This window comes from Bradyrhizobium sp. CCBAU 45389 (genome assembly GCF_028128625.1).
Lineage (GTDB): Bacteria > Pseudomonadota > Alphaproteobacteria > Rhizobiales > Xanthobacteraceae > Bradyrhizobium > Bradyrhizobium liaoningense_B.
In genome coordinates, this window is record NZ_LBIY01000092.1 from 161042 (window position 1) to 174829 (window position 13788).

General features: G+C 65.3%; 11 protein-coding genes. 4 read left to right on the plus strand and 7 right to left on the minus strand.

From position 1 onward, the window contains the following. Positions 1-83: 83 nt before the first annotated feature. Both serA and XH79_RS23285 read right to left on the minus strand, forming a co-directional pair. Positions 84-1328 carry a phosphoglycerate dehydrogenase gene (serA, locus tag XH79_RS23280; RefSeq protein WP_271583075.1) on the minus strand — a complete coding sequence of 415 codons (1245 nt, stop codon included), beginning with the start codon at positions 1326-1328 and terminating at the stop codon, positions 84-86. A 341-nt stretch (positions 1329-1669) separates the two neighbouring features. Beyond that, positions 1670-2902 carry a rhodanese-like domain-containing protein gene (locus XH79_RS23285; RefSeq protein WP_271583076.1) on the minus strand — a complete coding sequence of 411 codons (1233 nt, stop codon included), beginning with the start codon at positions 2900-2902 and terminating at the stop codon, positions 1670-1672. A 231-nt stretch (positions 2903-3133) separates the two neighbouring features. Here XH79_RS23285 and XH79_RS23290 point away from each other — a divergent pair, with 231 nt between their 5' ends. Beyond that, positions 3134-3751: a hypothetical protein gene (locus tag XH79_RS23290; protein ID WP_271583077.1), complete on the plus strand. Its 618-nt coding sequence runs from the start codon at positions 3134-3136 to the stop codon at positions 3749-3751. A gap of 57 nt (positions 3752-3808) precedes the next feature. On the opposite strand, the gene XH79_RS23295 is transcribed toward XH79_RS23290, so the two are convergent. From XH79_RS23295 to XH79_RS23305, 3 genes are all read right to left on the minus strand, one after another. Then, a complete protein-coding gene (locus tag XH79_RS23295; RefSeq protein WP_271583078.1) occupies positions 3809-5005 on the minus strand; it encodes a PepSY-associated TM helix domain-containing protein in 1197 nt (398 codons plus the stop codon). Between the two features lie 2 nt (positions 5006-5007). After that, the gene (locus XH79_RS23300) at positions 5008-7350 is read right to left on the minus strand and encodes a TonB-dependent siderophore receptor (RefSeq protein ID WP_271583079.1); all 2343 of its coding nucleotides are present in this window, start codon (positions 7348-7350) and stop codon (positions 5008-5010) included. A 199-nt stretch (positions 7351-7549) separates the two neighbouring features. Continuing rightward, complete coding sequence (locus tag XH79_RS23305) at positions 7550-8434, minus strand: dihydrodipicolinate synthase family protein (protein WP_271583080.1); 885 nt, start codon at positions 8432-8434, stop codon at positions 7550-7552. Positions 8435-8613: 179 nt separating this feature from the next. On the opposite strand from XH79_RS23305, the gene XH79_RS23310 reads away from it, so the two are divergent. Both XH79_RS23310 and XH79_RS23315 read left to right on the plus strand, forming a co-directional pair. Continuing rightward, a complete protein-coding gene (locus tag XH79_RS23310; protein WP_271583081.1) occupies positions 8614-10026 on the plus strand; it encodes an FAD-binding oxidoreductase in 1413 nt (470 codons plus the stop codon). Between the two features lie 12 nt (positions 10027-10038). Then, positions 10039-10719: a GntR family transcriptional regulator gene (locus XH79_RS23315; RefSeq protein ID WP_271583082.1), complete on the plus strand. Its 681-nt coding sequence runs from the start codon at positions 10039-10041 to the stop codon at positions 10717-10719. Positions 10720-10725: 6 nt separating this feature from the next. Here XH79_RS23315 and XH79_RS23320 read toward each other — a convergent pair whose 3' ends face one another. Next, on the minus strand, positions 10726-10890 hold the full coding sequence (locus XH79_RS23320; RefSeq protein WP_271583083.1) for a hypothetical protein: 165 nt from the start codon (positions 10888-10890) through the stop codon (positions 10726-10728). Positions 10891-11071: 181 nt separating this feature from the next. Then, entirely contained in the window at positions 11072-11257 is a 186-nt protein-coding gene (locus XH79_RS23325) for a hypothetical protein (protein ID WP_271583084.1), read from the minus strand. 188 nt (positions 11258-11445) lie between these two features. Here XH79_RS23325 and XH79_RS23330 point away from each other — a divergent pair, with 188 nt between their 5' ends. Then, positions 11446-13467: a YgiQ family radical SAM protein gene (locus XH79_RS23330; protein WP_271583085.1), complete on the plus strand. Its 2022-nt coding sequence runs from the start codon at positions 11446-11448 to the stop codon at positions 13465-13467. Positions 13468-13788 lie beyond the last annotated feature (321 nt).

The window sequence follows — 13788 nt, forward strand, 5'->3', positions numbered from 1 at the left end:
AATTCGACGTGATTTTTGACCACGTCGAATTCGACCGCAGTGTGAGAGCAGTTGCCGCAAGATGCAACCGGAACGTGGAGCGTTTAGTGCTCGAATACCAGCCTTGCGCCGACCGTGCCTTCGAGGGCGCGGATCTGCTGGAGCAGCTCGCCCGAATCCTGGCCGCCGAGGTCGGCATCGAGCACGACGTAGCCGAGGTCGCCGGCGGTCTCCAGGTATTGCGCGGCGATGTTGATGTCGCGCTGCAGGAAGACCTCGTTCAGCCGCCGCAGCATGCCCGGCACGTTGCGATGGACGTGGCTGAAGCGGGCGCCGGAGGGGCGCAGGTGCAGCTGCACTTCCGGAAAGTTCACCGCGCCCATGGTCGATCCCGTGATGAAATAGTCGACCAGTTTTCGCGCGACCTCGCCGCCGATGCGCTCCTGCGCCTCCTCGGTCGAGCCGCCGACATGCGGGGTGAGGATGACGTTGCCCAGGCCTTGCACCGGGCTCTTGAATCGCTCCGAATTCGAGGACGGCTCGACCGGAAACACGTCGATCGCAGCGCCGGCGATGTGGCCGTCGCGCAAGGCGCCGGCCAGCGCATCGAGATCGACCACGGTGCCGCGGCTGTTGTTGATCAGGAACGAGCCCGGCTTCATCGCCCGCAGCTCCTTCTCGCCGATCATACCGGCGGTCTCCGGCGTCTCCGGCACGTGCAGGCTGACGACGTCGCTCTGCGCCAGCAGCTCTTCGAGCTTCTCGACCGGCTCGGTGTTGCCGTGGCGCAGCTTGTCGGTGCGGTCGTAGAAGATCACGCGCATGCCCATGGCTTCGGCGAGCGTCGAGAGCTGCGAGCCGATATTGCCGTAGCCGACGATGCCGAGGGTGCGGCCGCGCACCTCGCGGCTGCCGGCCGCCGACTTGTCCCAGCCGCCTTCGTGGGCGGAGACCGAGCGCGGAAAGATCTGCCGCAGCAGCATCACGATCTCGCCGATCACGAGCTCGGCGACGCTGCGGGTGTTCGAGAACGGCGCATTGAACACGGGAATACCGCGCTTGCGCGCGGCCAAGAGATCGACCTGGTTGGTGCCGACGCTGAAGCAGCCGACCGCGAGCAGCTGATCGGCGGCCGCGAGCACCTCGTCGGTGATCTGGGTGCGCGAGCGGATGCCGAGCAGCGACACACCTTTGAGCGCCCGGCGCAGCGCCTCGCCGTCCAGCGCCTTGGTGAGCCGGTCGACATTGGTGAAACCCGCGCTCCTGAACAGGTCCACAGCACTGTCATTGACGCCTTCGAGCAGAAGCGCCTTCGCGCTCCGCTCAGGGCTTTGGCCTGGGGCTGGCATAGTATCTCCTGAAATGGCGGCTTTGCCGCAGCTCATAGACCGCGGACGGTGCACAGCACAATAGGGTTCGGATACGGGGAGAAGATGGCGGGGCGGGAGGTGTGCTGGTGTACCAGACCCGTTATCCGCGCGCCCGCAACGTTGCCCGTCATCCCTGCGCAGCGGCGAAGCCGCTGTCGCTGGAGGTGCGAGTGGCGCGATGCCTAGCATCGCGCCGGGAGCCTCGAAGGATGAACGGCCCCGATGCAGCCGGGCCGTCGCCCTTCGAGGGCCGCTGAAGAAGCGGCCACCTCAGGGTGACGGTCATGGAGTATTGACGCGGAGCGCGCGGACCACGCGCGTCAAATCACATAGAACCCGTGCGTCCCATCGAGCCGGAGCTGCTCGACGAGGCCGTATTCCCAATCGAGATAGGCCTGCATCGCCTTCTCCGCGACGTCGGTGCCCTCATAGGGTCGGCGGTAGCGGTGGGCCGGATCGGGCTTCGGCAACACCAGCGGCGGACCGACTTCCAGCGCGCCGTCATAGCCGCCCTCGCGCACATAGACCTCCCAGCCCATCTGCGCGAGCCAGGACGCCGTCATGTCGGCGCGCATGCCTTTGTCGTCGGTCAGCACGATGCGCGCGCCGCGCACCGGCGCGGCCATGTCGGTTTCCTGGACGAGCTGGCCGCCTGGATAATGACGGAAGCCCGGGAGATGGCCGGCCGCATATTCCTTGGCGTCGCGCACGTCGAAACGATAGAGCGTACGATTGGTCTCTGCGAGCAGCGCCGACATCTCGCCCGCTCCAATGTGGCCGACACCGGCTCGATAGGCGACGTCGCGGGCGTTGGCGGGCCCGCCTTCGAACGATCCGATCGCGCCGCGCCTGTCAGCACCGTGATTGAGTGCATGCCGCGCCAGCGTCCAGCCGATCGTGCCGTTGCGCAACGCCCGCACCTTGTTCGGCACGCCGGCATTGATCAGCGACTGCGTGCCGATGATCGAGCGGGTGCGGCCGGCGCAATTGACGATGATGGTGGTTTCAGGGTCGGGCGCGGCCTGGCCTGCCCGCAGCACCAGCTCCGCGCCGGGCACGCTGACCGAGCCCGGAATGTTCATGGTCGCATATTCGTCGAAGCGGCGAACGTCGAGGATGGCGATATTGGCCTTGTCGGCGATGAGCTTTGCTACCTCGTCGGCGCTGAGCGAGGGCGTATGGCGGCGCGCCTCGACCAGCTCGCCGAACGCCTTGGAATAGGAGTTGACGTCCTCGAACACCTGATAGCCCGCATCGCGCCAGGCCTTCAGCCCGCCCTCGAGCGCACGGATGTTGGTGTAGCCGAGCGCCGCAAGGCGTTCGGCGCCGGTCGCAACCAGCCCCTCGCCGTCATCATAGAGCACGATCGCCACGTCCTTGCGTGGCAGCCGCACCTCGGCTTCGACCGCGATCCGATCCGCGGCCATGTTGGCGGCGAACAGCGGATGGCCGGTGGCAAAGCCGGCCTCATATCTGAGATCGAGCAGCGCGATTTCCTCGCGCAACAGCAGCGCGCGGCGGATATCGGCGGGGGTGACGGTCGGGAGCGTCATCGGACAGGCAGCCTTCGAAGTTTGAACAGGGCGCTTTTGGCCGATTGCGGACCGCTTGACCAGCCCGACGAGGACATGCCCTCCCGCCCTGCGGTGTCCAATCGCGCGGAGCCGCGCAAAGAAGGATGTTGTCCGCGGGCGCCGGGCGGGTAAAGTTCCGACTCGTGCGTGGGGGGCAGCATGCGAATCATAAAATTCCTGGTGGTGTTTCTGGTGCTTCCGGGTGCGGCCATGGCCGCGCTGACCAATGCGGAGCGCAAGTCCCAATTCGAGCGGGCGATGGCGTCGATCGTAGCCGCGACGACGCCGACCGTGTTCGGCTTTGTCCGCGACACGCTGATCAAGGACTACGTCGCCTGCAAGCCCAACAAGGGGCAGGCCGTGGAGCTCGTCAGCGCGAGCTATTTTCGGTCCTGTGAGCACGAGGACGCGTCGGTGACAGGTGACCGCTCGCTGGAATCGTGCCAGCTGCGCTACGGCAAACCGTGCGCTCTGCTGGCGGTGAACGAAGAGCTCGTCGTGGAAGGCGAGCTGACAGCACGGGACATGCCGCGTCTGCATTATGCAGGCAAGTATGATCTGTCCCAGATCCCGATCATCCGACGGGTGACCAGGCAGCGTCCCGACGTACAGAATTACGACAAGGCCATGGAGCCAAAGGCCATGGCGATACACCCCTGGGGCAAGTTGTTCATTTCGGCCGGGGATCCAAGTCTGCAGGACGCACAGACCTCCGCACTGGCAAAATGCAACAGCGATCCCACGCGTAATGGCAGGGACGGCGGCTGCTTTGTCTACGCCATCAACAATGACGTCGTCATTGGTGAACGGCGCATGCAGCCGAAGTGACGTGTCGCGCAAATATCGCGACGCGATCCAGGCGGATCTGAACAGCGGCTTGTCGGATCACTCGCCTGGAACGAGCCGTCCGAGCGACGGCTGCGCGGGGCGCCGCAGCTTGCGGCGCGACAGATAGAGCAGGATGCCGGTGACCGAGAACAGCGGCATCAAGGCCGCGGCAATCATGAACGCGAGCTTGCCGGGCCAGCCAAGGATCGCGCCGCGATGGATGTCGAGCACATTCGCAATGATCTTCTCGCCGAACGTCTTGTCGGCGTAACGCTCCGCCGAAACCAGCTGACCGGAGACGGCATCGATCCGGAATTCATCGCGCGTGGTGTCGAGCGTCGAATCCTTCCCCCACGACCGGATCCGGATCACCGTGCCGGGGCTGGGCGGCAGCGTCAGCAAGGCCTTGGCGAAGCCGTCGCCCTCCTCACGCCGGAACGTCGCCCATGCCTGGTCGAACCCGATCGGCTGGACCGGCTCGGAGCGGGCGGAGGCGCGCGGAGTCTTCGCGGACATCTTGGGCTGCATCTTCGCAGCACTGACCTCCGGACGCGCCAGCAGCCAGACGACGCCGTCCTTGTACCAGTCGAACGAGTACCACAGGCCGGTGAGCGTCATCACCAGATAGACTGGAAGAACCCAGGTACCGATGACCGCATGCAGCGAGCGATGCAGCCCGCGCCCGCTGAGACCGAGATTGGGCTTGAGCCACATCTTCACGCTGCGCGCGCGGCGTGGCCAGCGCAGCACGAGACCGGAGATCAGCATGACGATCAGGCCGAGCGCGGCGACGCCCGTAACCTGACGTCCCCAGCCCTTGGCATCGCCGGGCACCAGCAGCCAGCGATGCAGCCTGCGAACGGTCGCGAAGAATTCTTCGCCGCGCGGTGGCCCCAACACGCGCGCGTCATAGGGATCGACATAGAGCGACGCCGGTCGCGCGCCCTGCTCGTCGCGCGCAAAGCGGACACGCACGGCGGCGGCCGGATCGCTCGACAGCATCACGGCCGAGACCTGGCCGAAATCCTGCCCCGCCTTCAGCCGGGCGACCAACTCGTCCGGCATCAGCGCCGGCGTCTCGCGCGGCGCGACATGCATGATGCCGGCGTTGAGATGATCGACGATCTCGTCCTCAAAACTCATGACCGCGCCGGTCAGCGCGATCAGGGCAAGCAGCAGCGCGAGCACCAGGCCCGCGATGGAATGGACCTGGAGCAGAGCAGCCTTGATAGTGTGGCCCAGCCGCACGGCCATGACTAGAACTTCACCGTCGCCGACAGCGAGAAGCGTCGGGCATCACCGATGGCTACATTCAAGGCACTTCCGGTGGTGGACGTATAGTAGACCTTGTCGAACAGGTTCTTGATGTTGAACTGATAGGTCACCGGCAGATTGTCGATCTTCGTGTCATAGGTCGCAAAGACGTCTGCGACGGTATAGGCCGGCAAGAAGAACGTGTTGGCGGAGTCGCCCGGACGGTCACCGACATAGTGCGCGCCGCCGCCGAGCCGCAGACGTCCGGGCAGCTTGTCGCCGAAATCGTAGACGAGATAGAGCGATGCCGTGTTCATCGCGGCGTTCAAGAGCTTGGCGTCACCGTTGATGGGATCGTCAACCAGGCGCGCGTCAGTATAACCGTAGCTTCCGATCATGCTCCAATCGTCGGTCAGCTTGCCGGTCACGTCCAATTCGACGCCACGCGACCGCGCCTTCGCGGACGTCCGCATCGCAATGACGTTGTTGCCAAGATCGTCGCGGACCAGCACGTTCTTCTTCTCGATGTCGTAGATCGCCAAGGTGCCAGACAGCCGCTTGTTGACGTCGAATTTAACGCCGGTCTCCCACTGCGTTCCCTCTTCGGGCGCAATCGTGGAGTCGACGACGAAGCCAGTGGGAGCACCGGAGTAAAGCGCGATGGTCGAGGTCGGCTTCAGCGACTGCGTGTAGCTCACATAGTACGAGAGCTGATCGTTCAGCTTGAAGATGATACCGCCGAGCGGCAGCACCTTGTCGCCCGCCAGATTTGTGTTCGTGATGAAGTTCGGCCGGCCCTTTCCGGCGAGCTGCTCGTATTCCATCCAGCGCACGCCGCCGACCACCGACAGCCAGTTGGTCAGATGGAACGTGTCCTGGGCGAAGAAGCCGCGCGTGCCGAGCTTGTCGGTCTGCTCGCTGTCGACTGCAGAAATGGTCGTGCCCGGTGTGACCAGCCCATAGACCGGGTTGTAGAAATTGAAGCTCGGGGTCGCCTGGCGGATCAGGTCGCGGCGATCGATCGTACGATACAGCGCCTCGCCGCCGAACAAGATCTCGTTGCGGAAGCCGCCCACCCAGACATCACCCTGCAGATAAGAGGTGCCGTAGCTGGCGTTGCTGAGGGAGTTCTGGGTGCCGTCGTTGCTGCGGGTCTCGACGCCGGTTTTGGCGTTGACGCCGGTGATGCGAAGCTGGTTGGCGCTATAGGTTTCGGTGTTGTAGCTGTAGGCCGCCGTGACCTTCCAGTTGTCGTCGAGCTTCTGCTCGACCGAGCCCTGGATCAGGTCGGAGGTGCCCCACATGTTGTTGAACGGCTCGTCGAGCCGGCGCGTCTTCGGAATCGCCAGTGGTGCACCGTTGACGAAGGCTGTGCCGCGGTCGAACGGATAGATGAACTCGCGGTGTTCATAGGTGAGCTGGACCGTCGTGGTGTCGCCGTACCAGGCCAGCGACGGGTTCACCAGCATTTCCCTGTGGCGGCCGAAATTGCGCCAATAGTCCTCGCTGACGCCGTAGCCGATGAAGCGATAGGCAAGACCGCCGTCGCCGATCGGACCCGTGATGTCGAGCGTGCCGTCGGCCCCGTTGCGGTTGTTCGCGTAAGTCGAGCCGAGCAGCGTGACCGAGCCGTGCTGATAGAGTTCCGGACGCTTGCTGATGGTGTTGACGATGCCGCCGGGGTCCATGATGCCGTAGAGCAGCGAGGCCGGCCCCTTCAGCACCTCGACGCTGTCGACCGCGGCATTGAGGCTGCGCCCCTGCACCAGCGGCATGCCGTTGCGCATGATCGAACCGTCGCGGTTGTCGCCGAAGCCGCGGCGGATCACGGCGTCCTGGGTGCCGGCGAGCGTGTTGGTCTGGGTAATCCCGCTGATGTTGATCAACGCATCGTCGATGTTGCGCGGGAGCTGGTCCTTCAACACCTGCTCCGGCACGATGTTGACGGACTGCGAGGTGTCGAGCGGCGAGGAGCCGCTGCGCAGCGTGGTCGAACTCGGCATCGCGCGGTAACCGAGCTTTGCGGCCTGTTGCGCGGCGGCTTCCGCGGCGGCGCGCTCCGAAAGCGTCGGCGCCGCGGGTGCGGGATTGCGACTGGACTGGCGGCGAGCGGCGGCTTGCGTGCGGCGTGGAGACCCTTCCGATGCACGTGCCGGTTTCGGCCGCGGCGCCGGGGCTTCCACCGTCACCGGCGGCAGTGCCGATTGCGCCTGCGCGCTCGTCGTGTTGGAGGGAGTTTCGATGAGCAGCACGGCCGCTCCGATGAGAAGACCTGCACGGCTCTTGCCGGCACGAGTTCGATGGCCGCTGTCGCGCTGGCCATCCACGAAGGCACGCACTTTCATTCCACTTCAAGTCAAGAACGTTGAAGTGTGCGCGTGTAACAGCCGTCGAGATCGAGGAGAACCGTAGACGAGCTTGAATCGCTCTAGTGTTGAATCGTTCTAAGCGTAGGCGACACCGGACATCAATCAGCGATTGATCCCGCGTGGAACGCAACACGCCGCACGCGAATTCGCGGCGGCGTGTTCCGATATTTCACGATCACGCGATGGCAGGCGCCATCAACTCGTCGAGCTTGCGCTTGAGCGCCGAGCCGTCGGACGAGGCGCGAAGCGGCGGGCGCACGCGCAGCCAGGCCGCATCGCCCGTCTGTGCCGCGAGGATCGCCTTCAGCGTCGCGGTGAATGACGGTGTCTTCAGCACGATGTCGATCGCGGCCTGCATGCGCGCTTCGACGTCCTTGCCGTCAACCATGCCTTTGACCAGCTCGGGCACCACATTGGCCATGCCACAGATGGTGCCGGCGCCGCCGGCCGCGATGGCGCGGGTGATGTCGGCTTCGTTGCCGACGGTGATGGCGAGCTCGGGCGCGGCGGCACGGAACGCCTGGAACTGCTTGAAGTCGCCGCTGGAGTCTTTCAGGCCCGCGACAACCTTGCCGTAGCGCTTGCGCAGGCTTGCGGCGACCGTCGTCGGGATCGCGACGCCCGAGGCCTGCGGGATATGATAGAGATAGGCGCGCAGGCGATCGTCGGCGACACCGTCGAAGATCGCGGCAAACGCATCCTCGATGCCCTCGGGCGAGACGCCGCGATCGAAATAGGGCGGCAACAGCAACACGTGACGCAGGCCGAGGCCGAGCACGGCGCGCGTCAGCGCGATGCTGTCAGTGATGGCGGGAAAGCCGCCGCCGATGCCGATGCGCTCTGCAGCAACGCCGTTCTTGAGCAGGGCTTCGATGGTCGCAATGCGCTCGGCGGCATTGAACGAGGTGCCCTCGCCGGTGGTGCCGAACAGCACGACGCCGTCGACGCCCTTGCTGAAAAGCTGCTTGGCGTGAGCGGCGAGCTTGGCAGAGTCCACGCTGCCGTCCGCTGCCAGCGGCGTCGCCGACGCCACCCAGAACCCGCGAATCGCCTCCGTCATTCCACCACCCTTTGCTACGGCCGTCGACTAAGCCACTGATCCCTAACGATCTTCTCTGCCGGACGGCGCCTTGTTTTTACTTTACTTTTCATGTTGTACCTTACATACAAGAGCTGCGCAAACCCTTTCCACCGTCAAGGCGCGCATGAGGCGCAGCCGAATCATAAAGGAGGTCTCGCATGAACATGGTGACCCCCGTTGAACGACCCGATCAGTTGCTCGGCGCGTTGCGCGACAGGCTCGGCTCGGCCGCCGTGCTTGTTGGCACCGATGTGCCGGCGCGCAATTGCAATGACTGGAGCGCGAGCCTGCCGCAGACGCCGCTGGCGGTGATCCGCCCGACCGATGCGCAAGGCGTTGCCGATGCGATTGCCACCTGCCGGCAGGCGCGCCTGCCCTTCGTGCCGCAGGGCGGATTGACCGGGCTGTGCCGCGGCGCATCGCCCGAAGCGGGCTGGGTCGCGATCTCGCTGGAGCGCATGACCGGCATCGAGGAGATCGATCGCGCCTCCGCGACGATGACGGTGAAAGCGGGCACACCGCTGGAGACGATCCAGAAGGCCGCCGACGAAGCCGGCTTCTTCTTTCCGCTCGATCTCGGCTCGCGCGGCTCCTGCGCGATCGGCGGCAATCTCTCGACCAATGCCGGCGGCAACCGCGTGATCCGCTACGGCATGACGCGCGAGCTCGTGCTCGGTCTCGAAGTGGTGCTGCCCGACGGCACCATCATCACCAATCTCAACAAGCTGATGAAGAACAATGCCGGCTACGATCTGAAGCATCTCTTCATCGGCTCGGAAGGCACGCTCGGCATCATCACCCGCGTCGTGCTGAAGCTGTTCCCGAAGCCGCGCTCGACCATGGCCGCGCTCTGCGCGCTGAAGGATTATGCGGCGGTGATCGCGCTGCTCGGCGCGGCGCGCAGCGGGCTCGGCCCGCTGCTGTCGGCGTTCGAAGTGATGTGGCCGGACTATTGGGACGTCATCACGAATCGCGCCGGCGTGAAGCCGCCGGTCGCCGCAGGCCACGGTCTCTACGTGCTGGTGGAGGCGCAAGGCACCGACGAGAGCATCGATGCGCCGCGCTTCCAGAGCTGGCTCGAGGAACTGATGGAGGGCGGACTGCTCGCCGACGCCGCCGTGGCGCAGTCGCTGGCGCAGACGCAAGCGTTCTGGCGCGTGCGCGACATCTGTGCCGAGTTCGGCCAGGTGCTGGGCCCGCACATCTCCTACGACATCGGCCTTGCCGTGGCACGGATGGACGAGTTCGCCACCCGCTGCAAGGCGGCGCTGGCTTCCGGCATCAAGGGCTGCGAGAGCGTCTATTACGGCCATATCGGCGACGGCAACCTGCATCTCGTCTCCTGGGTCACCGGCCTCACGGTCGAGCAGCAGCCCAAGGAAGAGATGGACGCGATCATCTATGGTCTCGTCCGCGAGATGGGCGGCAGCGTCTCCGCCGAACACGGCATCGGCACGCTGAAGAAGAAGTGGCTGGGTCACGCCAGGAGCGAGGCCGAGATCGCGCTGATGCGGACGCTGAAGGCCGCGCTCGATCCCGATCATCTGCTCAACCCCGGCAAGGTGATCTGAGCGGGAGCGCGCATGCGATCGCTCAAGCTCGATACGCCGAAATCGCTGTCGCAGCGCGTGATGCAGCGGCTGCGTCAGGCCATCATCGAGGGTGAGTTCGCGCTGGGCGCCGCCATCTCCGAGGAGATGGTGGCGAATTCCTTCGGCGTCAGCCGCACGCCGGTGCGCGAGGCCATGGGCCAGCTGCAGGCGCAGGGCCTCGTGGTGATCCGGCCGCAGGTCGGCAGCTTCGTCTTCACCCCGAGCGCGGACGACATCACCGCGCTCTGCACCTTCCGCATCGCGCTCGAGCCAAAGGCGGCAGAGCTTGCCTTCCGCCATGATCGCGACAGTGCGATCGCCGCGATGAGCGATGCGATCGCGGCGATGGAGCCTGCCGTCGCGGCACGGGACAACATCGCCTATGGCCGCGCCGACGCCGCGTTCCACGAGGCGCTGTTCGCCCATTGCGGCAACCGCTATCTCCTCGAATCCTACCAGCTCGTCTCCGGCCGCGTCGCCGCGCTCCGCACCAATTTGACCTCGCCGATCGACGTCAGGACCCGCACCTCCTTCGACGAGCACCGCAAGCTGCTCGACCTGTTCGCACGCGGCGAGCTTGCCGCTTTCGAACGGCTGATGACGATGCACATCACCAATTCGGGCGTGGTCTATGCCAAGGCGTTGAAGGTAGAGACAGCACAGGCGGAGTGAGCAGGCCTACCGCGCGTCCCTGGATCCGGGCCTGTCGAGAAAATCCAGTGCGGTGTTGATCTGCTCGAGCTGATGCTCGATCCTGTCCCGGTCCTCGACGGCTTGCGCCTTCTCGAGTTCCTCCACGAGCTTCTGCTTTCGCGCCAGCAAGTTCTCTATGACCGTACTCACAAGTCCCCCATCGCCCCGAAGCGAGCATCGGGGCAGAAATCCGACCAGCGGCGCTGGCGCCAGGATTGTCGAGGCGCGCGCGAGCGGGGGCTCGCGCGGGTGCCTAGGTCAGAATGTTCGCGAAGGCGGTTGGTTCCTGCGAATGAACCATAACGCGGGGCACATGTGATGAGGCCGGCCCTCACCGCGCCGTGACGATGCCTGCGAGCTGCATCGGCGCGACATCGGTGCTGATGACCGAGACCGAGAGCAGCGCCAGGAGCGCGCAGAGCACGCCGAGCCTCATCCGCACGGTCCTGCGATCGGAGATCGGCAGAAACAGGAAAAACAGCATCGCCAGGATCAGCGGCGCACCGACCAGGACCATGGTTAATCTCCCTCGAAACGGCAGGGGGTGACGCGACGTCGCCCGGCGGTATGTGGGCGATGTCACAGTCGCGAACCGAATACCGGCCGGCCTGCCCAATTGCGCGTCACCCGGGGGGAACCGCAATCGGCGATGACGGCACGGCAGCCGGTTGTATTCGCGGGCCCGGAGTCCTATGCGTAGGCGCCATGGACACCCAGATCATCACCGCCGAAAAGCCCCTGATGGCCCAGGCCCGGCCGCGCAAGCCCGCGCCGTTCCTCCCGATGAGCCGCGCCGAGATGGACGCGCTCGGCTGGGATGAATGCGACATCGTGCTGGTGACGGGGGATGCCTATGTCGACCATCCCAGCTTCGGCATGGCGATCATCGGCCGCCTGCTGGAGGCGCAAGGTTTCCGCGTCGGCATCATCGCGCAGCCGGACTGGCATTCGGCCGAGCCGTTCAAGGTCCTCGGCAAGCCAAAGGTGTTCTTCGGCGTCACCGGCGGCAACATGGACTCCATGGTGAACCGCTACACCGCGGACCGCCGCATCCGTAGCGACGACGCCTACACCGCCGGCGGCGAAGGCGGCAAGCGGCCGGACCGCTGCACCATCGTCTACGCCCAGCGCTGCCGCGAGGCATTCAAGGATGTGCCGATCGTGCTCGGCGGCATCGAGGCCTCGCTGCGCCGGATCGCGCATTACGATTACTGGTCCGACAAGGTGCGCCGCTCGGTGCTGGCCGACGCCAAGGCGGATCTCTTGCTTTACGGCAATGCCGAGCGCGCCGTGGTCGAGGTGGCGCAGCGGCTCGCGGCCGGCGAAGCGCCGCGCGAGCTCGACGACATCAGGGGCGTCGCGCTGTTCCGGCGCGTGCCCGAAGATTACACCGAGCTGCACGCCGACGATCTCGATTCCGCCGACGAGGGCGCAACGCGCCAGAAGGGCGCGACCGTGATCCGGCTGCCGGCATTGGAGCAGGTCGAGCAGGACAAGGAAGCCTATGCCCGCGCCTCACGCGTGCTGCACCGGGAGAGCAATCCCGGCAATGCGCGGCCGCTGGTGCAGCGTCACGGCGATCGCGATCTCTGGCTCAACCCGCCGCCGATCCCGCTGACCTCCGACGAGATGGACGCGGTCTACGATCTTCCTTACGCGCGCGCGCCGCATCCGTCCTATGGCGATGCCAAGATCCCCGCCTGGGACATGATCAAGTTCTCGGTGACGATCATGCGCGGCTGCTTTGGTGGCTGCACCTTCTGCTCGATCACCGAGCATGAGGGGCGCATCATCCAGAACCGCTCGGAAGGCTCGATCCTGCGCGAGATCGAACGCATCCGCGACAAGACACCGGGCTTCACCGGCGTGATCTCCGACATCGGCGGCCCCACCGCCAACATGTACCGGATGGCATGCAAGGACCCGAAGGTCGAGGCGGCGTGCCGCCGGCCGTCCTGCGTCTTCCCGGAGATCTGTCCGAACCTCAACACCTCGCATGACGATCTGATCCGGCTCTATCGCAAGGTGCGCGAGACCAAGGGCATCAAGAAGGTGATGGTCGCCTCGGGCGTGCGCTACGACCTCGCGGTCGAGAGCCCGGAATACATCAAGGAGCTCGTCACCCATCACGTCGGCGGCTATCTGAAGATCGCGCCCGAGCATACCGAGCGCGGGCCGCTCGACAAGATGATGAAGCCGGGCATCGGCGCCTACAACAAGTTCAAGCGGATGTTCGATCAGGCGGCCGAGCAGGCCGGCAAGAAATATTACCTGATCCCCTATTTCATCGCGGCGCATCCGGGCACGACCGACGAGGACATGATGAACCTCGCGCTGTGGCTGAAGAAGAACCGCTATCGCGCCGATCAGGTGCAGACCTTCCTGCCCTCGCCGATGGCGACCGCGACCGCGATGTACCACACCGGCGTCAATCCCTTGCGCGGCGTGCGCCACGGCGGCAGCGACAAGGTCGATGCGATCAAGGGCCTGCGCCAGCGCCGCCTGCACAAGGCGTTCCTGCGCTACCACGACCCCGACAATTGGCCTGTGCTGCGCGAAGCGCTGATCGAGATGGGCCGCCGCGACCTGATCGGCTCGCAGCCCCATCAGCTCGTGCCGGCGCACCAGCCGCCCGGCACCGGCAAGGCGGCCGGCACCAAGCGTCCCGTCCGCCCCGGCGGCAAGACGCAGCGGTTCACGACCAAGGGCCTGCGGGTGATGAAGTAGCGCGCGCATCTGCGTGGCGCTTTCGCACCTCCAAAACAAGAATGTCGAAAACAACCCCATGCACAGTAGCCGGGGGCAGTAAAATCAACGGCTTGAAGCGCAACGCGATGGGATGGATCGTCACCGCGCATTAGTTCGTTGATCGAGCATGATCTTTTCAAAGAACCACTGCGCAGTTTGCTGATTTTACGAAATCGTTGACCCGTCGGGCAAAACAGGGGCAGGATGGTAGTGTCGCAAGACGTGGGAGAGGGCGAGGCCCTCCGCTCCGGATGCAACGTGGCCGTCAGCCGTCTTCCGCGGGATCGACGCTCGTCACCC